Here is an 18056-nt window from a genome sequence, read left to right on the forward strand (position 1 = left end):
CAGGCGATGAGCACCCCTCCCGCTGAACCCATCCCCGCCGTGGCCGAGCAGCCGGTCGCCGCGATCGCCGCCTCGTCGCGTGTGCGCACGCCGTGGACCGAGTTCTGGCGCAAGTTCCGCATGCAGCATGTCGCGATGGGCGCCGGCGTCTTCGTGCTGCTGCTGGTGGCCATCGCCATCGTCGCGCCCTGGATCGTGCCCTACGACGCCGAGAACTTCTTCGACTACGACAAGCTCAACACAGGGCCCTCCGCCGCCCACTGGTTCGGCGTCGATCCGCTGGGGCGCGACATCTTCAGCCGCATCCTGATGGGCGCGCGCATCTCGCTGGCGACCGGCTTCCTGTCGGTGGTGGTGGGCGCCATCATCGGCACCGTGCTGGGCCTGCTCGCCGGCTACTACGGCGGCTGGTGGGACCGCATCGTGATGCGCATCTCCGACGTGCTCTTCGCCTTCCCCGGCATCCTGCTGGCGCTGGGCGTGGTGGCCATCCTCGGCAGCAGCATGACCAACGTGGTGGTGGCGGTCTCGGTCTTCAGCGTGCCGGCCTTCGCGCGGCTGGTGCGCGGCAACACGCTGGCACTGAAGAACCTCACCTACATCGAGGCCACGCGCAGCATCGGCGCGAGCGACCGCACCATCCTGCTGCGGCACATCCTGCCGGGCACCATCTCCTCCATCGTCGTGTACTTCACGATGCGCCTGGGCACTTCCATCATCACGGCGGCCAGCCTCAGCTTCCTCGGCATGGGCGCGCAGCCGCCGATGCCCGAATGGGGCGCGATGCTGAACGAGGCGCGCGCGGACATGGTCAACGCGCCGCACGTGGCACTGTTCCCGTCGCTGGCCATCTTCTTCACGGTGCTGGCCTTCAACCTGCTGGGGGACGGGCTGCGGGATGCGCTCGATCCGAAGATCGACCGCGTATGACGCTCATCGCCCTGCGCCGGATGCGCTGATGCCCGTCCCAGCCGTCCCGCACATCGGCGCCCTGCCCTGCGGCAAGCGCGACGCCATCACCGACGTGGCCGGCGTCACGGTCGGGCATTGCACGCTCGACGAGGGCGAGGTGCAGACCGGGGTGACAGTGGTGTGCCCGCATGCGGGCGACCCCTTCCAGCAGCGGGTGCCGGCGGGCGTCGCGGTGCTCAACGGCTTCGGCAAGAGCGTGGGGCTGCTGCAGGTCGAAGAGCTCGGCGTGCTCGAAACGCCGATCGCGCTGACCAACACCTTCTCGGTGCCGGCCATGGCCGAAGCGCAGATCCGCGACTGCATCGCGATGAACCCCGAATGCGGGCGCAGCCTGCCCAGCGTCAACCCGCTGGTCTTCGAGTGCAACGACGGCTTCCTCAACGACATGCAGCGCATGGCCGTGCGCGGGCACCACTACCTCGAGGCCTGGGCCGCGGCCGGCGAAGCGGTGGCGCAGGGCTCGGTCGGCGCGGGGCGCGGCATGTCCAGCTTCGCGCTCAAGGGCGGCATCGGCACGGCCTCGCGCCGCGTGTCGGCGCCGGGGGCCGGGCTGCACACGGTGGGCGCGCTGGTGCTCGCCAACTACGGCCTGCTGCCTAACCTGGTGATCGCCGGCCGCGCGGTCGGCGCGCGGCTGGCGACCCAGCTGGCCGCCCAGCCGACGGGTGCGGTGCCGGCGGCCGAGCCCGAGAAGGGCTCGATCATCATGCTGATCGCCACCGACGCGCCGCTGGACGCACGCCAACTGCGCCGCCTTGCGCTGCGCGCCGGCGCCGGCCTGGCGCGCACCGGCTCGGTCTTCGGCCACGGCAGCGGCGACATCGCGCTGGCCTTCTCCACCGCCTACACGCTGCCGCAGCGGCGCGAGCAGCCGATGCCGGCGGTCGCCCTGCTGCACGACGCGCTGCTCGACGGCCTGTTCCAGGCCGCGGCCGACAGCGTGGAGCAGGCCATCCTGCATGCGCTGTGGCGGGCCGAGTCCATCACCGGGCGCGACGGCCACGTGCGCCCGGCCCTCACCGAACTGCTGCGCGACTGGCCTGCCGATGCCTTCGCCCCACCGAACGACCTGCGCCCATGAAGATCCTGATTTCCGTCGACATCGAAGGCGTCGCCGGCGTCTTCCATTCCCAGCAAGTGCGCGCCGGCAATCCCGAGTACGAGCGTGCGCGCCGGCTGATGACCGAGGAGGCCAACGCCGCCATCGCCGGTGCCTTCGACGGCGGTGCCACCGAGGTCTGGGTCAACGACTCGCACGGCGACTTCCGCAACATGCCGCCGGACCTGCTCGATGCGCGCGCCCAGGCGATCCAGGGCAAGCCGCGCACCCTGAGCATGGTGGCGGGCGTGGAGCTCGGCGTGGACGGCGTGTGCATGGTCGGCTACCACTCGCGCGCCGGCGGCGCGGGCATCCTGGCCCACACCATCAACAGCTTCGCCTTCGCCGGCATCGAGATCGGCGGCCAGGCCCTGGGCGAGGCCGGCCTCTACGGCGCGCTGGCCGGCGAATACGGCGTGCCGGTGCTGATGGCCAGCGGCGACGACGTCTTCATCGCAGAGAACCAGGCGCTGTTCCCGCACGCGACCTTCGTGCAGACCAAGCGCGCCACCGGGCACACCAGCGGGGTCTCGCTGTCGCCGGCCCGGTCCTGCGCGGCAATCCGCGAAGGCGTGGCCGCGGGCCTGGCGGCGCAGGGGAAGGCCCGCGCGCTGGTGCTGGAGAAGCCTTTGGCCGTCACCCTGCACACCCAGACGCCCGCCCTGGCCGACCTGTTCTGCCAGTGGCCGGCCTTCGAGCGCAGCGCGCCGACCGAGCTTCGCTTCGCCGCGCCTTCGGTGGAGGCGGCGGTGCGAATGCTCAACTGCTGCTCGGCGATGTCGGCGATGCTGCGCTGACGCCGCTTGGCGACTTCGGCGATCGGGCGCCCGCCATCACGCTTCGAGCCGCGACAGCAGCGCCTTCAGGTCGGCCGGGTGGGTGTGGACGATCGCGAAGCGGCCGGGAATCCGGTGACTGGCCCAGGTGCACAGGAGTTCGTCGAGGGGCTCGCTGCTCACGAAGTAGCCCGCACCGGCCCAGCTGTTCTCGGTGATGGACATGGGAACTCCCCGAGTGCTTTTGATAAAAAGGAAATGAGCAGCCCGGCCCTTCCGGGCCCGGAGCCGCAACAGCGCGCCGACGCTACGGCGAAGTAGTCACCACCGAGGTGCGATTGCGCCCGGGGTCGTAGCTGTAGGTGATCGTGGTGGTGGCGCTGCCGTTGCTGTAGACGGCACTGGCCAGGCGGCCCAGGGCGTCATAGCTGTAGCTCACGGAACCGGCGTGGGCTGCGAGCGTGGCGATGCACAGGCAAGCGGCAATGACTGTGCGGCTCAGCATCCGCGCCGGCAGACGGCGATCGGATGGCATCGATGCGTGCGATCTCGATGCGTGCGCTGACGATGCAGCGGTCTTCTTCTTTTTCATGGGGGTCCCTGTTTTTTGGCCGCGGACTGTAGCCGAGCCGGGAGCTATCAAAAACTCGTTTTTTGTCGCGCAATCTTTACGCGCAGCGACCCGCAAAGCCGCCCAACACCGAAGCTCAGCCCGCGCATCCAGTACCCGTCCCCGGGTACTCCATCTCCAGCATCACCCGGTCCCGCCGCGCGTCGCCATAGCGCTCGGCGATCTCGCACAGCGTGCGATTCAGCTGCTGCACCGGCTTCAGCCTCGGCGAAAGCGGCAGCCGCGGCGACCCGTCGGCCGAGGGCTGCGCGACCAGCACCAGCCCGCTCTTCAGCCTCACCGGGCCCGATGCCGACGCCGCCTCCACGCGCACGCGCCCGACGCGCGACCAGGCGTCCGCGGCCAACGCCAGGGCGATGTCGTCCATGCCGTCCTGCACCTCGGCGCGCCGGCGCTCGACGCGCCAGAACATGGCCTTGTCGAGCACGTAAGTCCAGGCCCGGCGGGCATCGAGGCGGAAGGAGGCGCTGTCGTGCTCCGGGCCCCACGAAGACACGCCGAGCTCGGCCGCGACCCCCTGGGCCCTCGTCCGGCCAACCATCGCCTCCACCAGCGCGAGCATGGTCGGCACCGAGGCGGTAACGCCCGTGGTGGTGGCGACGCCCCGGTCGACGATGTAGCGCTGGTTCGGCACGTAGGTGGCGTGCGGGTGGCGCCGAAGCAGCGTGCCGCGGTCGTACCAGTGGCCCGTGAAACGCCGGCCGTCGAGCAGGCCGGCCTGGCCGACCACCCGCACCCCCGAGCACACGCCGACCACGCGCGCGCCCAGCCGCGCCTGGCGCTGCAGCCAGCCCGTCACGGCGGGGTCGTCGTCGGTGCTCATCGCGGGAACGATCACGTAGTCGGCGCCCGCAGGATGCATCCGGTCGAAGCTGTCCAGGTCCTGCGCGCCCTCGACTTCCAGCGCGGGGTACAGGCTCACCCGGCCGGCCCGCGGCGCGACGACCCGCACCTCGGCGACGCCGGCACGCTGGAGCACCGCGTGCGGCAGCAGCAGGTCGGTCATCTCGGTGCCCTCGTTCAGGGCGAGCACCGCGACCACCGGCCGGCCCGCCCCGCGCGGCTTCAAGGCCTCGACGAAGGCCTGCTCCTCGCGCGCGACCCTGGCCGCATCGTCCTGCGCCGGCGGCAGCGGTGCGCCTGCCCCGCAGCCTGCCAGCCCCAACGCTGCAATACTTGCCCCGATCAGCGCCCGCACCCACTTCGACATGGCCGCCCTTCCGTAACCACGATGTCCTGAGCCTACGAATGCCCACCCTGCCCCGCAAGGACGAAGAAGCCGCGCTTTCTGCCAGCGACATCGTGATGGTCGCCTTCGACGGCGTCGAGGCCATCGACGTCGCCGGCCCGGCCAGCGTCTTCAGCAAGGCCGAGCAGATGCGTCCCGGCAGCTACCGCCTGCACATCGCGTCGCCGGCCGGCGGCACCGTGTCGACCAACGGCGGGCTGAGCTTTGCCGGCACCTGCACGCTGCAACAGCTGCCCGCCGCGATCGACACGCTGATCGTCGCCGGCGGCGACGAGCCGGGGGTGCGGGCGGCGATCGTCGAGCAGCGCATCGGGGCCTGGCTCGCGCAGGTCGCGCCGCAAGTCCGCCGCATCGCGAGCGTGTGTACGGGGGCTTTCGCACTCGCCGCGGCCGGCCTGCTCGACGGCCGCGAGGCCACCACGCACTGGCGCGCCTGCGACCAGCTGCAGGCGCTGCGGCCGCAGGTGCGCGTGCGGCACGAGCGCATCTACGTACACGATGGCCCGGTGTGGACCTCGGCCGGCGTTACCACCGGCATCGAGCTGGCGCTCGCGCTGGTCGAGGACGACCTGGGACACGCGGTGGCGATGGAGATCGCCCGCACGCTGGCGCTGCCGATGCTGCGCGGCGCGGGCGAGCCGCAGCTGAGCCCGACGCTGCAGGCCCAGGCCTCGGCCAGCCATCGCCTGCGCGAGCTGGTGGCGTGGATCGGCACGCATCCGCAGGAGGAGCTGTCGGTCGAGGTGCTGGCGGCTCGCGTGCAGATGAGCCCGCGCAACTTCGCCCGCGCCTTCGCCGCCCAGGCCGGCTGCACCCCGGCGCGCTTCGTCGAGCAGACCCGGGTGGCCGCTGCCGCGCAGCTGCTGCGGCGCACGCGCTGGACGCAGGACCGGATCGCGAGCCGCAGCGGCTTCGGCTCGGTGGATGCGCTGCAGCGTGCGTTCGTGCGGCAGCACGGGCTCACGCCGCAGGCGTGGCGCGATGGGGAGGGAGAGGCAGGCGCAGTGCGGCGCCCTTAGGGGTGGACAGGCCCGGTGCCCTCACCCCCGCCCTCCCAGAGGGAGAGGGAGCAAGACCGGCTGCGCGAAGGAGGGATCGTGTACCGCCCAGTCACCCTTATCGACGCCGCCGTTCTTTCCGCGTATCCTACAAAAGTTCCTGCTTGTCGATTGCGGGACGCTCACCATCCCGCGCTCCAGCCCAGAGAACCGCGCGGGTGCAGCGATCCTGGCGCCGGGGGGGCGACTGCCGGTTCAACGCTCATCGATACATCCAATACGGAGGTGGCATGGAGCTAAGGACGGAGCAACTGGCTGAGGGCATCGAGAAAATCAGCCTGATCGGGCGCCTGGACAGCGCCGGCACCCAAGAGATCGACATGCGCTTCTCCGCGCTCGTCGCGACCCGGAAGCTTCTCGCCGTGGTCGACATGTCCGAGGTGTCGTTTCTGGCGTCCATCGGCATTCGTGCCCTGATCACCAACGCGAGAGCCCAGAGGCAGCGCGGCGGCGAGATGGCCTTGGCGGGCCCCCAGCCGCTGGTGGCGGATGTGCTCAAGGTTGCGGGAATCGACACCATCATCCCGCTGTACCCCGACGTCGATACCGCCTTCAGCGCGCTGAAGGCGGGAGCCGAGTGAGGCCCTGATGTCCTCCAGCGACAGGGAGCCCCAGGCCTCCCTGATCGTCGGTTCCGAGCTGCGCGAGCTTTCGCGCGTGAGCGCGTGGGTGCAGGACTGGGCGCAGCGCCAGCGGCTGCCGGCCCGCACCACACAGCAGCTCGACCTGTGCTCGACCGAGGCGCTGACCAACATCATGACCCACGGCAGCGGCGACGCGGCTGCGCATGCCAGCATCCTACTGCGCCTGGGGTGGCAGGGCGAAGCCGTGGCCCTGGAGGTCGAGGACGAGGGAAGCCCCTTCGACCCGCTGCAGGCCCCGCAACCGATGCATGCGAGCAGCCTCGACGATGCGCACGTGGGCGGCTGGGGCATCCCCATCGTTCGCCGCTTCTCCGACGGCATGCACTACCGCCGCGAAGACGGCCGCAATCGCCTGACGCTTCTTTTCCGGCCGACGGCGCCGCCCTGAGCGAGGGCCCGCCGCACCAGCCATCCCGCGGGCGCCGTCCCCACGGCGCCACTTCCACAAAGCATCACTACGAGGAAACACACCATGGGAACCGCAGCCAAACCCCTCCCCACCATCGACACGCAGAGCGCAATGGCCGCGCGCGCGGCCCTGGCCACCCAGCCCAACGGCCCCAATGGCCAGGGCGAGGCCTCGGGAGTCGACAAGATGCGCGAGTTGCTGTTCGGCAACCAGATGCAGGACTACGACAAGCGCTTCTCGGTCCTCGAAGACCGTTTCGCGCAAAGGATGCGCGACATGGAATCGGAGTCCTCCCGCAGCCTGACCAACCTCGAGGCGACGATCAAGAAGCAGCTCGAATCGGTCGCCGGCCAGTTCCGCGAGGAAAAGGACCTGCGCGCCGACGCCGACAAGGACATGGAGCGCAGCCTGCGGGAGCAGACCCAGGCACTGGAAAAGCGCCTCGCCCAGCTTTCCGACCAGCTCGCGCGCCAGGGGCGCGATTTCACCGACAGCCTGGGCCATGAGGTCCAGGGCCTGCGCGACGAGATGCGGCGGCGCCAGGACGACACCCGCGCCACCATCGAGCGGATGTTCGCCGAGCTCAGCAACGTCAAGACCGACCGCAACCTGCTCGCCGGACTGTTCGTCGAGATCGCCAAATGCTTGAACCAGGACACGTCGCCCAAGGGCGGCAACGGCGCCAGCGCGTGAGCCGCGCCGCCGGGGCGGAGGAGGCCGCGTGACAGCGCGCCTGCCGCTGGTTGCGACCAGCGGTGCCCCCGAAGAAGATCCGAACCGCCGGCTCGCCGGCCTGCTGCTGGAGCTGGCCCGCTGCGTCAACCCCGACGTGGTCCTGCCGCTGCCGGTGCCGACCCGCCCGGCGGCCGACCCCCGGATGGAGGCGCTGCGCGACGTGCTGCTCGAACGCGAGCAGGTGGCGCTGGCGCGGCTGCAGCGCAAGTTCGACGACCCGCGCGAGTTCGCCGACGCGGTCGGCGCGGTGCTGCCCGCCGCCTTCGAGCTGGCGGCGCAGGACGAGCGCCTCGGCCAGGTGATCGCCCCCACCGTCGAGCGAGCCACGCAGGCCTCGATCCGGAAGAACCCGGACACCATGGTCGACATCCTGTACCCCGTCATGGGGCCGGCGATCCGCAAGGCCATCGCCGAGACGCTCGAAGGCAAGCTGCAGTCGCTCAACCAGGCGCTCAAGCACAGCCTGTCGTGGCGCGGCATGAAGTGGCGCCTGGAGGCCTGGCGCAGCGGCAGCGCCTTCGCCGACGTGGTGCTCAAGCACACCGCCGTGTTCCGCGTCGAGCACCTGTTCCTGGTGCATCGCAAGACCGGCCTGCTGCTGGCGCACGAGGCCGCGGACGACGCGACCTCGCGCGATCCGCAGCTGGTGTCGGCCATGCTCTCCGCGATCCAGGATTTCGTGCGCGACTCCTTCGACGAATCCGCCGAGGGCGGCGCCAAGGGCCGCAGCATCGACAGCCTGCGCCTGGGCGACCTGCTGCTGTGGTGCGAGGAAGGGCCGTCGGCCTTCCTCGCCGCGGTGATCCACGGCAACCCGCCCCCGGCACTGCGGTTGTCCCTGGTGGAGACGCTGGCCGCCATCCATGACGAATGGCGCACGGCGCTCGATGAATTCGAAGGCGACACCGCCCCCTTCGAGCAGACAGGCCAGCAGCGGCTGCGGCCAACGCTGTGGTCCCAGTCGGCCGAGTCCAGGAGAAGGCTGTCGCCGCTGCTCTGGGCCGTCCCCCTCCTCCTGCTGCTGTTGCTGGGCTACTGGCTCGGGCAACGGCTGGTCGAGGAACGGCGCGTCGACAACTACGTGGCGGCGCTGCGAGACGAGCCCGGCATCGTCGTGATGGGCGCCGACCGCCAGGACGGCAAGTGGCGGGTGTCCGGGCTGCGCGACCCGCTGGCAACCCAGCCGGAAACCTTGCTGGCGCCGGCGAAGCTGGACCCATCGCGCGTCGTCGGCCGCTGGGAACCCTACCAGGCGCTGCATCCGGCCATCATGCTGAAACGCCTGCAGGCGACCCTGAATCCGCCTCCCACCGTCAGCCTCTCGCAGGACGCAAACGGCATTCGCGCCGACGGCAGCGCCCCCCAGCACTGGGTGGACAAGGCGCGGGCCTTCGTACACAGCCTGCCCGCCGGCGCCCCGCAGGTGGATCTCAGCGCCCTCAAGGACATCCAGGACCCGGACTACAACCGCCTGCGCGACGCGATCCAGGCGCACGTCATCCCCTTCGAGAACAACGCACCGCGGCCCACCGCCGAGCAGGGCGCCGAGCTCGACACCATCGCGGCCGAACTGCGCGAGCTGGTGCGGGTGGCCCGCGGCCTGGGCTTCTCGGTCAAGGTCACGATCGTCGGCCACGCCGATGCAACCGGCAAGGACACCGCCAACCTGGCCTTGAGCCTGGGTCGCGCCGAGGTCGTGCGCTCCATGCTGCGGGCCCGCGGCATCGACCCGACCTTGCTCTCGGTGCGCGGCGCCGGCCCGCTGGAGCCGCTGCGGCCCGGCGCCAGCGCGGACGAGCTGTCGATGAACCGGCGCGTGTCCTTCGTCGTCGGCACCAGCGATTGAGGCCTGCCAACCCATGCTGCAAAAGAAGATCTGCCTGCTCGGTGCCTTCGGCGTCGGAAAGACCAGCCTGGTGCGCCGCTTCGTCGACACCATCTTCTCGGACGCCTACCTCACCACGGTCGGCGTGAAGATCGACAAGAAGATGCTGACCGTCGGCACCGAGCCGCTCGCGCTCATCCTCTGGGACATCGCCGGCGAGGACGAGATGTCGGCGGTGCGGCTGAGCTACCTGCGCGGCGCGGCCGGCTACCTGCTGGTGGCGGACGGCACGCGCCCCGAAACCCTCGAGACCGCCGCGTCGATCCAGACGCGCGTCAACGCCGAGGTCGGCAGCATCCCCTTCCTCGCCCTGCTCAACAAGGCGGACCTGGTGGAGGATTGGGCCCTCCCGGCGCCGCGGCTGGAGGCGCTGGAGGGTGCGGGCTGGACCTTCCGCCGCACCAGCGCCAAGACCGGCGAGGGCGTCGAGGCCAGCTTCGAGGAGCTGGCGGCGCTGCTCGCGCGATAGCCATGCTGGACCTGCCGGCGCAGATTTCCGACTCGCTCATGCTGCTGGTCCATGGGCAGCGCGCGCTTGCGCACCTGGCCGTCGACGACGCGCAGAAGCTGGTGCATGCCGGCGGCGACCTGGCGCACTACGGCCTGGCCGGCGTCCAGCCCGGCGATTCCGCCTGCGACCGGATTTCCTTCCTGGAAGGCCTGTTGCCGCTGGCAGAGAACCCTTTCCTCCTGCGTTCCATGGAGATGCCCAGCGGGCGGGTGGCGGACGTGCATTTGTTCGCCGATGGCACCACCGTCTGGATCGTTCTGCTCGACGTGACGATGGAGCACGACGAGGCCCAGCGGGTGCAGCAGAAGGCCTACGACATGACCTTGCTCAGCCAGCGCGAGGCCCGGCTGATCGAGCAGCTCGAGGCGGCCAACCAGGAACTGAGGCGCGCCCACAGCGAGCTCGCCGCGTCGCGCGAAGCCCTGCAGCGCACCCACGATCGCCTGCAGCAGGAGCTGCGCGACGCCGAGCGCTACGTTCGCTCCATCCTGCCGGCACCGCTGTCGGAGCCTCTCGCCATCGACTGGCGCTTCGTGCCCTCGACCGAGCTGGGCGGTGACTCCTTCGGCTACCACTGGATCGACGACGAGCACTTCGCGCTGTACCTGATCGACGTCTGCGGCCACGGCGTGGGCGCCGCCCTGCTCTCGGTCGCGGTCGCCGACACGCTGCGCTCGGAGGCCCTGCCGCGCACCGACTTCCGCCGGCCCGCGGAGGTGCTCGCCGCGCTCAACCAGGCTTACCAGATGGAGCGCCACGGCGAGCTGTTCTGCACCGTCTGGTACGGCGTCTATCACCGGGCCACCGCAAGCCTGCGCTATGCCTCGGCCGGCCACCCGCCGGCCATGCTGGTGAGCGGCCCGCGCGAAACCGCCGGGGACTGTGTGCCCTTGAAGGCCAGCGGCCCCAGCATCGGCATCTCGCCCGCCGCCCGCTACGGCGACGAGCAGTGCAGCCTGCAATCGCCGGCCCGCCTGTTCGTGTTCAGCGACGGAACCTACGAGATCACCCGGCCGGACGGGTCGATGCTCGCGTTCGCCGACTTCGCCGAAGTGCTCGCGCGGCCGGTGCGCGAGGGGCAGTCCGAGCTCGACCGGCTGCTGGACTTCGCGCGGGAGATGCACGGGCCCGGCGTGCTCGAGGACGACTTCACCATCATCGAGATGGCGCTCTGAGTTAGGGCCTGTTAACGCTATGCAAGGGGCCCCTTGCATGGCGTTAACAGGCCCTAGAGATACAGGGCCACCACCTCGACCACTTCATCCCCCCACACCACCGGTATCGCCAACAGCGCCCACGACCCGATCGCCGTCGCCGCGGCTGCGGGCGCGCCCGGCTCCGACGCCGGAAAGTCGTTGATCGCCGGCATCGCGCTGCGCCAGGCCTTGACGATCGATCCCGTGGTCGCCGACAGCGGCAGCGTCGCCTCGACCAGCGAGGCCCCGCCATGCAGCTCGCTGAAGGCGTAGACGCGCCGCAGCAGCGCGCCCGCCGCATCGGGGCCCCAGCGCTCGATGCGACGGGCCAGCGGCAGCTTCGCATCGGCCAGAAAGCTCACGACATGGCTGTCCTCCAGCTTCGAGCCTGCGGGGATGGCCAGGCCCCGCAGAAGGCCCGCCTCGGCCGCTTCCTGCGCGCGCAGGAAGCGCCCTGGAGCGGCCGGCAGGTTCTCCAGGAACACCGCTTCGCCGCGTTGCCAGGCCGCGCCCGGCAGGCCGACCCCGAGCGGCAGGTAGGTATCGCGCGAGGCCGACTCGAAGGCGTGCGCGTTCGCCCCGAAAAAAGCGCCATCGACCAGCCGCATGTCGCTGGTGATGCGCGCGTCGTGGTGCCAGAGCTCGAGACCGCTGGCTGCATCAGCGGCGGCATTGGGGCCGCAGAAGATCACGAGCACCGAACTGAGGCTGTCATGCACGAAAAGCGGCAGCGCGACGGCGCAGGCCAGGCCGGCGTCGTGCGCGGCCGCGACGCGGCGGAAGTTCGAGCCCTCGAAGCGGGGCAGGAGAACCGGCCGGCCCTCGTCCCAGGCGCGGCCCGGCAGGCCTTCGCCCCGGCCGAAGCACATCTCGCGGCTGATGGCGGCGAATCGCCTCGCGGGCCCGAACGCACCGCTTCCGAACTCGAGCAGCGTGCCGTCTTCGCTCGGCAACCAGACTTCGGCGGCCTTGATGAATGTGGAACTCATGGTGCTTGCCTGCGTGGGAAAGCCGTTCAAAGCAAGTTGCAAGCCATGACCGCTTTGGCAGGCCTGACGCTTTTCGCCAATCGCCGCGACCGGTGCCGCCATTGCCACGGTCCTGTGCGCCGCCTAGATTGCAGGCCTCATGACCTCTTCCCCTCAATCCGCAGAAAGCGCCCCCGCCGGCGCCCCGCTCGCCGGCGTGCGCGTGCTCGACCTCACCCGCCTGCTGCCGGGCCCGCTCGGCACCATGCACCTCGCCGACCTCGGCGCCGACGTGCTCAAGATCGAGGACACCGGTGCCGGCGACTACGCCAGCCCCGCGGTGCGCGCGCTCGTCAACCGCAACAAGCGGGCGATCCGCATCGACCTCAAGCACTCCGAGGGCGTGGCCACGCTGCTGCGCCTGTGCCGGCAGGCCGACGTGCTGGTCGAAGGCTTCCGGCCCGGCGTGATGCAGCGGCTGGGTGTGGGCTACGAGGCCGTGGCGGCCGTCAACCCGCGCATCGTCTATTGCAGCATCAGCGGCTTCGGCCAGGCCGGGCCGCTGCGCGACTCGCCGGGACACGACCTCAACTACGCGGCGCTGGCCGGCGTGGCCGAGCAGATCGGAAACGCCGCCGGGCCCGCCCTGTCGAACCTGCCCGTGGCCGACCTGCTGGGCGGCACCATGACGGCGGTGGCGGGCATCCTTGCCGCGCTCTTCGACGCCGCGCGCACCGGCCGCGGACGGCACGTCGACATCGCGATGGCCGACGGCGTGCTCGCCCACGCGGTGCTGCCGCTGGCCGGGCTGCACCAGCACGGAAAGGTGCCGCAGATCGGGCACAGCGCCCTGACGGGTGCGCTCGCCTGCTACGGCTTCTACCGCACGGCCGACGGCCGGCAGGTCGCCGTCGGTGCGCTGGAGCCGAAATTCTGGGAGGCGCTGTGTCGCAGGCTCGAGCGCCCCGATCTCGTCCCCCTGCACCGCAGCGGCGACCCGGCGACCGAAGAAGGCGTGCGCGCGGAGCTCGCCGCCCTCTTCGGCGCGCAGCCGCTCGCGCATTGGCGCGAGCTCTTCCGCGACGGTGCCGGCTGCGTCACCCCGGTGCTGCGCATCGACGAGACGCTGGCGCATCCGCACTTTCGCGCGCGCGGCATGCGCATCGCGGCCGACGATGCGGCCGCACCGCAGCTCGGTTGCCCCATCAAGATGACCGGCTTCGAGCCTTCAGCGCCGCGACCCGCGCCGCGCGCCGGGGAACACACCGACGAGATCCTGCGCCAGGCCGGACTCGACGCGCCCGCCGTGGCTGCGCTGCGGGCCGCGGGCGCCATCGAGTGAAGCGCCCTCCGCTGCGGACCGCCTTGCAGCGGCGGCGCGGTGGACCGAGCCCTGGCGGGCGCTGCCTACAATTCGGGCGGCCGGGCCGCGGCGGCCGCCATCGATGACGCTCACCCACCACACCGTTGCCATCCAGCAGGTGCACAGCATCCTGATGGGCGCGCGCCATCGCGGGCTCGACGAGGCCCCGCTGCTGGCGCGGGCGGGCATCGCCCCATCGCTGCTGGAGTCGCCGCTGGCGCGCATCTCGCAGCGCCAGTACGCGCTGCTGATCCGCGCCCTGCGGCGCGAACTGCGCGACGAGCTCTGGGGCCTGCTGAGCCATCCGCTGCCGCCCGGCAGCTTCGGCCAGTGCATGCGCCAGCTGGTGCGCTGCGCCACGCTCGGCGAGGCCCTGCGCGACGGCTTCGCCTGCTACCACCTGCTGCTGCACGACTTCGTGCCGCGCCTCACCGTGAGCGAGGGCCGCGCGCACCTGCAGTTCGTACTGCGGCGCGCTTCCGATGCGCAGCTGGACTATGCGGTGAAGGCCTTCATGCTGCTGGCTTTCAACGCCTTCTCCTGGCTGGTGGCGCGCCGCATCCCGCTATTGGAGGTCGACTACACGGCCGAGCAAATGAGCTCGGACACCTCGCGCGTCTACCAGGTGCCGATCCGCTACGGCCAGCCCCACGTCGGCCTGTGGTTCGACGCGCGCTGGCTGGCGCTGCCGGTCGTGCAGTCACCGCAGAGCCTGCGCGAGTTCCTCGCCGGCTCGCCCGCCAACCTGATCGTGCGGTACCGCGACACCAGCAGCCTCACCGAGCGCATCCGCCGGCTGCTGCGCAAGCAGCTGGGCGCCGAGCTCCCCTCGCTGGAGGAAGTCGGCGAGGCGCTCGCTGTGACGCCGCAGACGCTGCGCCGGCGCCTGCGCGACGAGGGCCGCGGCTTCCAGCAGATCAAGGACGAGCTGCGGCGCGATGCCGCGATCGAGTACCTGCTGCACACGCCGCTGCCGCTGCTGGAGATCGCCAACCGCGTGGGCTTCTCGGAAGCCAGCACCTTCCATCGCGCCTTCAAGCAGTGGACGGGCGTGGCGCCCGGCGAGTACCGGCTGGCGCACGGGCCGGAGCGCTGAGCCTTGGGGCTGTTCGCATGGCCAACGGAGTGCGAATGGCGGATGGGAGTGAATGCCGAGTTTCGATGCGCAGGGGCGCGGAGCCGTGCGGTATGCCCTGGGCCGGACGACCTCACCGGCCCTCCGAGGTGCACGCAACCCTCGCACACCCCCAAGCCCGGCATGCGGTGCGGGCCGGGCGATCCCCTCTGCGGCGCCGAGGAGCGCAGCCTTTCGCGGATCAGGGCTCGCGACTGTTTGAGCGAAGCGAGTTCGAGCGAGACCCCGCGAAAGGCGAGCACCGCAGGGAAGCCCCGAAGGGGCCGCCGCAGTGGGGTCGACCGGCCCGCACCGCATGCCGGGCGCGCATCCAACGACGAGCGCTTCCCTACGGACTGAATCACGAACAAACACTTGGACGCTTTCGCCAAGCCCTTTGGCGCTTCCTGCCATGGGTCCGCGCCGCGACGCGACCTAAGCTTTGCCGCATCTTCCACAAGCCCGCGGCCCCATCGTGTATCTCACCCAAGGATTGCATCGCGCGCTGCAGCGCAAGCCCGACCAGACGGCGCTCACCCACGTCGCCGACACCGGCACGCGCCGCCATACGCACGCGCAACTGGCGGACGGCGTCGCCCGCCAGGCGGCCGCGCTGGCGAAGCGCGGTATCGCGCGTGGCGACCGCGTGGCGCTGCTCGCGCCCAACAGCGACCGCTTGGTCGGCGCCATCCTCGCCTGCTGGTGGCTGGGTGCCGTCGCCTGCCCGCTGAACATGCGCTGGAGCACGCCCGAGCTCGCCTACGCGCTGCAGGACAGCGAAGCCTCGCTGCTGCTCGCCGACGATGCGCTGGCCGCGCTCGCACCGGCCGGCGAAACCACGCTGCTTCGCCTGCCCGTGCTGGAAGAAGAAGGCGCTGCGCTGCCCACCTTGCCCGACACGCGCACCGGCGGCGACGCGCTCGCCGCCATCCTCTACACCGGCGGGACCACCGGCCGCTCCAAGGGCGTGATGCTGAGCCACGCCAACTTCTGGACCGCCTCGATGACCCGCGGCGCCGAGCTGAACAACGCGCCGGATTCGGTCTCGCTGCTGGTGGCGCCGCTGTTCCACGTCGCCGGCCTCGGCCGCCTGGTGGGCCAGCTCATCGTCGGCGGCAGCTGCGTGACGATGGCGCAGTTCCGCCCCGCCTCGGTGATCGACGCGGTCGAGGAGCACCGCATCGGCGACATCATCGTGGTGCCGAGCATGCTGCAGTCGCTGCTCGACGACCCCGCCTTCACGCCCGGCCGCGTGCAGAGCCTGACACGCATTGCCTTCGGTGCGGCCCCGATGCCACCGGACCTGCTGGACCGCGCGCTGGCCGCCTGGCCGCAGGCCGAGTTCTTCCAGGCCTACGGCCTCACCGAAACCGCGGGCGCCGTGTGCATCAACCTGCCGGCCAACCACCGGCCCGAGGCGCGCGCCCTGGGCCGGCTGAACTCCGTCGGCCGCGCCGGCCTGGGCGCCGAGATCATCGTCGCCAACGAGCACGGCCGCGAGCTGCCACGCGGCGAGGTGGGCGAGGTGCTGGCGCGCGGGCCGATGGTCATGCAGGGCTACTGGCGCAATCCCGAAGCGACGGCCGCCGCGCTGCGCGAGGGCTGGCTGCACACCGGCGATGCCGGCCGCATGCTGCCCGACGGGCATCTTTTCATCGTCGACCGCCTCAAGGACATGATCATCAGCGGCGGCGAGAACGTGTACTGCGCCGAGGTCGAGGCCGCGCTGCGCAGCCATCCCCAGGTCAGGCTGGCGGCGGTCGTCGGCGTGCCGGATGCGCGCTGGGGCGAGGCGGTGCATGCGGCGGTGGTGATGGCCGACGATGCCGCCGCCGATGCCAACGCGCTGCGCGCCTGGTGCCGCGAGCGCCTGGCCGGCTACAAGTGCCCGCGCGGCATCAGCTTTGTGCGCGAGCTGCCGATGTCGGCCGCCGGCAAGGTGCTGAAGAACGTGCTGCGCGAGCAGGTGCGCGCATGAGACGCACGGCCGCTCCGAAGGCGAATAGCACCGTAGCCGCAGGCGAAGGTACTCCACTTATTCTGCCGGTCGCCGGCGGAGACCGCCGCAACGTCTTCGGTCGCGTGCCCTTCATGCGGCTCCTGGACGCGCGTCGCGAGTTCGCCGAAGCGGGCCGCGCGCGCGTGGTGATCGACGAGCGGCCGGCGCTCGGCAACGTGATCGGCGCGGTGCATGGCGGCGTGCTGGTCACGCTGCTCGACGTGGTGATGGCCAGCGCGGCCGTGTCGGTGTTCGACTTCGCGCGCACCGCCGTCACGCTCGACCTCAACACCAGCTTCCTCGAACCGGGCCGCGGCCGGCTCAGCGCCGACGGCGAGGTGCTGCACCACGACGACAGCGTCGCCTGGTGCCGCGCCGCCGTCACCGATGTCGCCGGCCGCCTGATCGCGCAGGCCCAGGGATCCTTCCGTTACCTGCCGCTGCCGCAGGCTGCTTCCAACACACAGGAGACGACACCATGATGAAGATGCATCGCCGCGCGGCCCTGGCCGCACTGGCCGCCTGCGCGCTGGCCGCGCCGCTGGCGCAGGCCGCCGACCCTTACCCGAGCAAGCCGATCCAGCTCGTGCTGCCATTTCCGCCGGGCGGCTCCTTCGACCCGATCTTCCGCACGCTGGCCGAGGCCGCTTCCAAGGACCTGGGTCAGCCCATCGTGCTGATGCACAAGCCGGGCGCGGGCGGCGTCACCGGCACCGCATCGCTGGCGACCCTGCACGAGGCCGACGGCTACACGATCGCGGTGATGCACAACTCGGTGATCCGCGCACCGCTGGTGCAGAAGGTGACCTGGGACCCGCTCAAGGACTTCACCTACCTGATCGGGCTGGCCGGCCTCACCACCGGCATCGTGGTGGCCACCGACGCGCCCTGGAAGTCGCTGCCCGAGCTGCTGGCGGACGCCAGGAAACGGCCCGGCGCGATCAGCTGGGGCAACGTCGGCGCGATCAGCATCAACCGCATCTACGCCGAGCGGCTCGCCAAGCAGGCGGGCACCTCCTTCAACCTGGTGCCCTACAAGGGCGGCAGCGAGGCTTTCCAGGCGGTGATCGGCCGCCATCTCGATGTCTACGGCGACCCCGGCTTCGGGCCCCAGGTCCAGGGCGGCAAGGTGCGCCTGCTCGCCACCTTCACCACGGAGCGCCTGAAGCGCTACGACGCGCCGACCGTGAAGGAGCTGGGTCATGACATGGTGATCGAGTCGCCGGTGGGGCTGGTCGCGCCGAAGAACCTCGATCCGAAGATCGCCGCCAGGCTGCACGCGGCCTTCAGCAAGGCCGCGGCAGACCCGGCCTACCTCCAGCAGCTGGAGCTGTTCGACATGCAACCCAAGCTGATGACCGGCGAGAGCTATGCCGACTACGCCCGTGCGCAGTTCGAGCGCGAGCGGAAGATGCTGGCCGAGATCGGCTTCAAGCCGGAGTGAAGC

General features: G+C 71.0%; 19 protein-coding genes. 15 read left to right on the forward strand and 4 right to left on the reverse strand.

The genetic code is table 11. From position 1 onward, the window contains the following. The first annotated feature begins 6 nt into the window (after positions 1 to 6). From gsiD to AC3A6X_RS04160, 3 genes are read left to right on the forward strand one after another with little or no spacing between them, the layout of a single operon-like run. Positions 7 to 930, forward strand: coding sequence for a glutathione ABC transporter permease GsiD (gene gsiD / locus AC3A6X_RS04150; RefSeq protein ID WP_487840931.1), 924 nt, complete (start codon positions 7 to 9; stop codon positions 928 to 930). 28 nt (positions 931 to 958) lie between these two features. Next, positions 959 to 2053 (forward strand): DmpA family aminopeptidase, encoded by a 1095-nt coding sequence (locus AC3A6X_RS04155; protein WP_487840932.1) that lies wholly within the window; start codon positions 959 to 961, stop codon positions 2051 to 2053. Beyond that, a complete protein-coding gene (locus AC3A6X_RS04160) occupies positions 2050 to 2868 on the forward strand; it encodes a M55 family metallopeptidase (RefSeq protein WP_487840933.1) in 819 nt (272 codons plus the stop codon). The genes AC3A6X_RS04155 and AC3A6X_RS04160 overlap by 4 nt, the downstream gene beginning before the upstream one ends. 36 nt (positions 2869 to 2904) lie before the next feature. On the opposite strand, the gene AC3A6X_RS04165 is transcribed toward AC3A6X_RS04160, so the two are convergent. The 3 genes from AC3A6X_RS04165 to AC3A6X_RS04175 all read right to left on the reverse strand — a co-directional run bounded on the left by AC3A6X_RS04165 (position 2905) and on the right by AC3A6X_RS04175 (position 4688). Continuing rightward, entirely contained in the window at positions 2905 to 3072 is a 168-nt protein-coding gene (locus tag AC3A6X_RS04165) for a hypothetical protein (RefSeq protein ID WP_487840934.1), read from the reverse strand. Between the two features lie 82 nt (positions 3073 to 3154). Then, positions 3155 to 3382 (reverse strand): hypothetical protein, encoded by a 228-nt coding sequence (locus AC3A6X_RS04170; RefSeq protein WP_487840935.1) that lies wholly within the window; start codon positions 3380 to 3382, stop codon positions 3155 to 3157. 172 nt (positions 3383 to 3554) lie between these two features. Continuing rightward, on the reverse strand, positions 3555 to 4688 hold the full coding sequence (locus AC3A6X_RS04175; protein WP_487840936.1) for a DJ-1/PfpI family protein: 1134 nt from the start codon (positions 4686 to 4688) through the stop codon (positions 3555 to 3557). Between the two features lie 38 nt (positions 4689 to 4726). On the opposite strand from AC3A6X_RS04175, the gene AC3A6X_RS04180 reads away from it, so the two are divergent. The 7 genes from AC3A6X_RS04180 (at position 4727) to AC3A6X_RS04210 (ending at position 11144) form a co-directional block, all read left to right on the forward strand. After that, on the forward strand, positions 4727 to 5746 hold the full coding sequence (locus AC3A6X_RS04180) for a GlxA family transcriptional regulator (protein WP_487840937.1): 1020 nt from the start codon (positions 4727 to 4729) through the stop codon (positions 5744 to 5746). A gap of 269 nt (positions 5747 to 6015) precedes the next feature. Further along, positions 6016 to 6366 (forward strand): STAS domain-containing protein, encoded by a 351-nt coding sequence (locus AC3A6X_RS04185; protein WP_487840938.1) that lies wholly within the window; start codon positions 6016 to 6018, stop codon positions 6364 to 6366. A 7-nt stretch (positions 6367 to 6373) separates the two neighbouring features. Continuing rightward, complete coding sequence (locus tag AC3A6X_RS04190) at positions 6374 to 6817, forward strand: ATP-binding protein (RefSeq protein WP_487840939.1); 444 nt, start codon at positions 6374 to 6376, stop codon at positions 6815 to 6817. 84 nt (positions 6818 to 6901) lie between these two features. Further along, a complete protein-coding gene (locus tag AC3A6X_RS04195) occupies positions 6902 to 7531 on the forward strand; it encodes a hypothetical protein (RefSeq protein WP_487840940.1) in 630 nt (209 codons plus the stop codon). A 28-nt stretch (positions 7532 to 7559) separates the two neighbouring features. Continuing rightward, positions 7560 to 9419 (forward strand): OmpA family protein, encoded by a 1860-nt coding sequence (locus tag AC3A6X_RS04200; protein ID WP_487840941.1) that lies wholly within the window; start codon positions 7560 to 7562, stop codon positions 9417 to 9419. A 13-nt stretch (positions 9420 to 9432) separates the two neighbouring features. Continuing rightward, positions 9433 to 9927, forward strand: coding sequence for a Rab family GTPase (locus AC3A6X_RS04205; RefSeq protein ID WP_487840942.1), 495 nt, complete (start codon positions 9433 to 9435; stop codon positions 9925 to 9927). Positions 9928 to 9929: 2 nt separating this feature from the next. Then, positions 9930 to 11144 carry a PP2C family protein-serine/threonine phosphatase gene (locus AC3A6X_RS04210; protein WP_487840943.1) on the forward strand — a complete coding sequence of 405 codons (1215 nt, stop codon included), beginning with the start codon at positions 9930 to 9932 and terminating at the stop codon, positions 11142 to 11144. A gap of 53 nt (positions 11145 to 11197) precedes the next feature. Here the strand turns inward: AC3A6X_RS04210 and AC3A6X_RS04215 are convergent, their stop codons facing one another. Beyond that, complete coding sequence (locus AC3A6X_RS04215) at positions 11198 to 12154, reverse strand: hypothetical protein (protein WP_487840944.1); 957 nt, start codon at positions 12152 to 12154, stop codon at positions 11198 to 11200. A gap of 139 nt (positions 12155 to 12293) precedes the next feature. Here AC3A6X_RS04215 and AC3A6X_RS04220 point away from each other — a divergent pair, with 139 nt between their 5' ends. The 5 genes from AC3A6X_RS04220 (at position 12294) to AC3A6X_RS04240 (ending at position 18053) form a co-directional block, all read left to right on the forward strand. Beyond that, complete coding sequence (locus AC3A6X_RS04220) at positions 12294 to 13475, forward strand: CaiB/BaiF CoA transferase family protein (protein ID WP_487840945.1); 1182 nt, start codon at positions 12294 to 12296, stop codon at positions 13473 to 13475. 103 nt (positions 13476 to 13578) lie between these two features. Further along, complete coding sequence (locus AC3A6X_RS04225) at positions 13579 to 14592, forward strand: AraC family transcriptional regulator (protein ID WP_487840946.1); 1014 nt, start codon at positions 13579 to 13581, stop codon at positions 14590 to 14592. A gap of 493 nt (positions 14593 to 15085) precedes the next feature. Continuing rightward, positions 15086 to 16588: a class I adenylate-forming enzyme family protein gene (locus tag AC3A6X_RS04230; RefSeq protein WP_487840947.1), complete on the forward strand. Its 1503-nt coding sequence runs from the start codon at positions 15086 to 15088 to the stop codon at positions 16586 to 16588. A 113-nt stretch (positions 16589 to 16701) separates the two neighbouring features. Beyond that, positions 16702 to 17091, forward strand: a complete 390-nt coding sequence (locus AC3A6X_RS04235; RefSeq protein WP_487840948.1) for a PaaI family thioesterase — start codon at positions 16702 to 16704, stop codon at positions 17089 to 17091. Continuing rightward, entirely contained in the window at positions 17088 to 18053 is a 966-nt protein-coding gene (locus AC3A6X_RS04240) for a tripartite tricarboxylate transporter substrate binding protein (protein WP_487840949.1), read from the forward strand. Before AC3A6X_RS04235 ends, AC3A6X_RS04240 begins: the two co-directional genes overlap by 4 nt. Positions 18054 to 18056 lie beyond the last annotated feature (3 nt).

This window comes from Variovorax sp. Soil_C_12 (assembly GCF_057657375.1).

What these genes read in the sequence shown, in the direction of transcription:
- AC3A6X_RS04240 (WP_487840949.1), top strand. Translation starts at nt 17,088, where the DNA reads ATGATGAAGATGCATCGCCGCGCGGCCCTGGCCGCACTGGCCGCCTGC.
- AC3A6X_RS04195 (WP_487840940.1), top strand. Translation starts at nt 6,902, where the DNA reads ATGGGAACCGCAGCCAAACCCCTCCCCACCATCGACACGCAGAGCGCA.
- AC3A6X_RS04175 (WP_487840936.1), bottom strand. Translation starts at nt 4,688, where the DNA reads ATGTCGAAGTGGGTGCGGGCGCTGATCGGGGCAAGTATTGCAGCGTTG.
- AC3A6X_RS04165 (WP_487840934.1), bottom strand. Translation starts at nt 3,072, where the DNA reads ATGTCCATCACCGAGAACAGCTGGGCCGGTGCGGGCTACTTCGTGAGC.
- AC3A6X_RS04205 (WP_487840942.1), top strand. Translation starts at nt 9,433, where the DNA reads ATGCTGCAAAAGAAGATCTGCCTGCTCGGTGCCTTCGGCGTCGGAAAG.
- AC3A6X_RS04170 (WP_487840935.1), bottom strand. Translation starts at nt 3,382, where the DNA reads ATGCCATCCGATCGCCGTCTGCCGGCGCGGATGCTGAGCCGCACAGTC.
- AC3A6X_RS04225 (WP_487840946.1), top strand. Translation starts at nt 13,579, where the DNA reads ATGACGCTCACCCACCACACCGTTGCCATCCAGCAGGTGCACAGCATC.
- AC3A6X_RS04210 (WP_487840943.1), top strand. Translation starts at nt 9,930, where the DNA reads ATGCTGGACCTGCCGGCGCAGATTTCCGACTCGCTCATGCTGCTGGTC.
- AC3A6X_RS04190 (WP_487840939.1), top strand. Translation starts at nt 6,374, where the DNA reads ATGTCCTCCAGCGACAGGGAGCCCCAGGCCTCCCTGATCGTCGGTTCC.
- AC3A6X_RS04185 (WP_487840938.1), top strand. Translation starts at nt 6,016, where the DNA reads ATGGAGCTAAGGACGGAGCAACTGGCTGAGGGCATCGAGAAAATCAGC.
- AC3A6X_RS04160 (WP_487840933.1), top strand. Translation starts at nt 2,050, where the DNA reads ATGAAGATCCTGATTTCCGTCGACATCGAAGGCGTCGCCGGCGTCTTC.
- AC3A6X_RS04220 (WP_487840945.1), top strand. Translation starts at nt 12,294, where the DNA reads ATGACCTCTTCCCCTCAATCCGCAGAAAGCGCCCCCGCCGGCGCCCCG.
- AC3A6X_RS04235 (WP_487840948.1), top strand. Translation starts at nt 16,702, where the DNA reads ATGCGGCTCCTGGACGCGCGTCGCGAGTTCGCCGAAGCGGGCCGCGCG.
- AC3A6X_RS04215 (WP_487840944.1), bottom strand. Translation starts at nt 12,154, where the DNA reads ATGAGTTCCACATTCATCAAGGCCGCCGAAGTCTGGTTGCCGAGCGAA.
- gsiD (WP_487840931.1), top strand. Translation starts at nt 7, where the DNA reads ATGAGCACCCCTCCCGCTGAACCCATCCCCGCCGTGGCCGAGCAGCCG.
- AC3A6X_RS04155 (WP_487840932.1), top strand. Translation starts at nt 959, where the DNA reads ATGCCCGTCCCAGCCGTCCCGCACATCGGCGCCCTGCCCTGCGGCAAG.
- AC3A6X_RS04180 (WP_487840937.1), top strand. Translation starts at nt 4,727, where the DNA reads ATGCCCACCCTGCCCCGCAAGGACGAAGAAGCCGCGCTTTCTGCCAGC.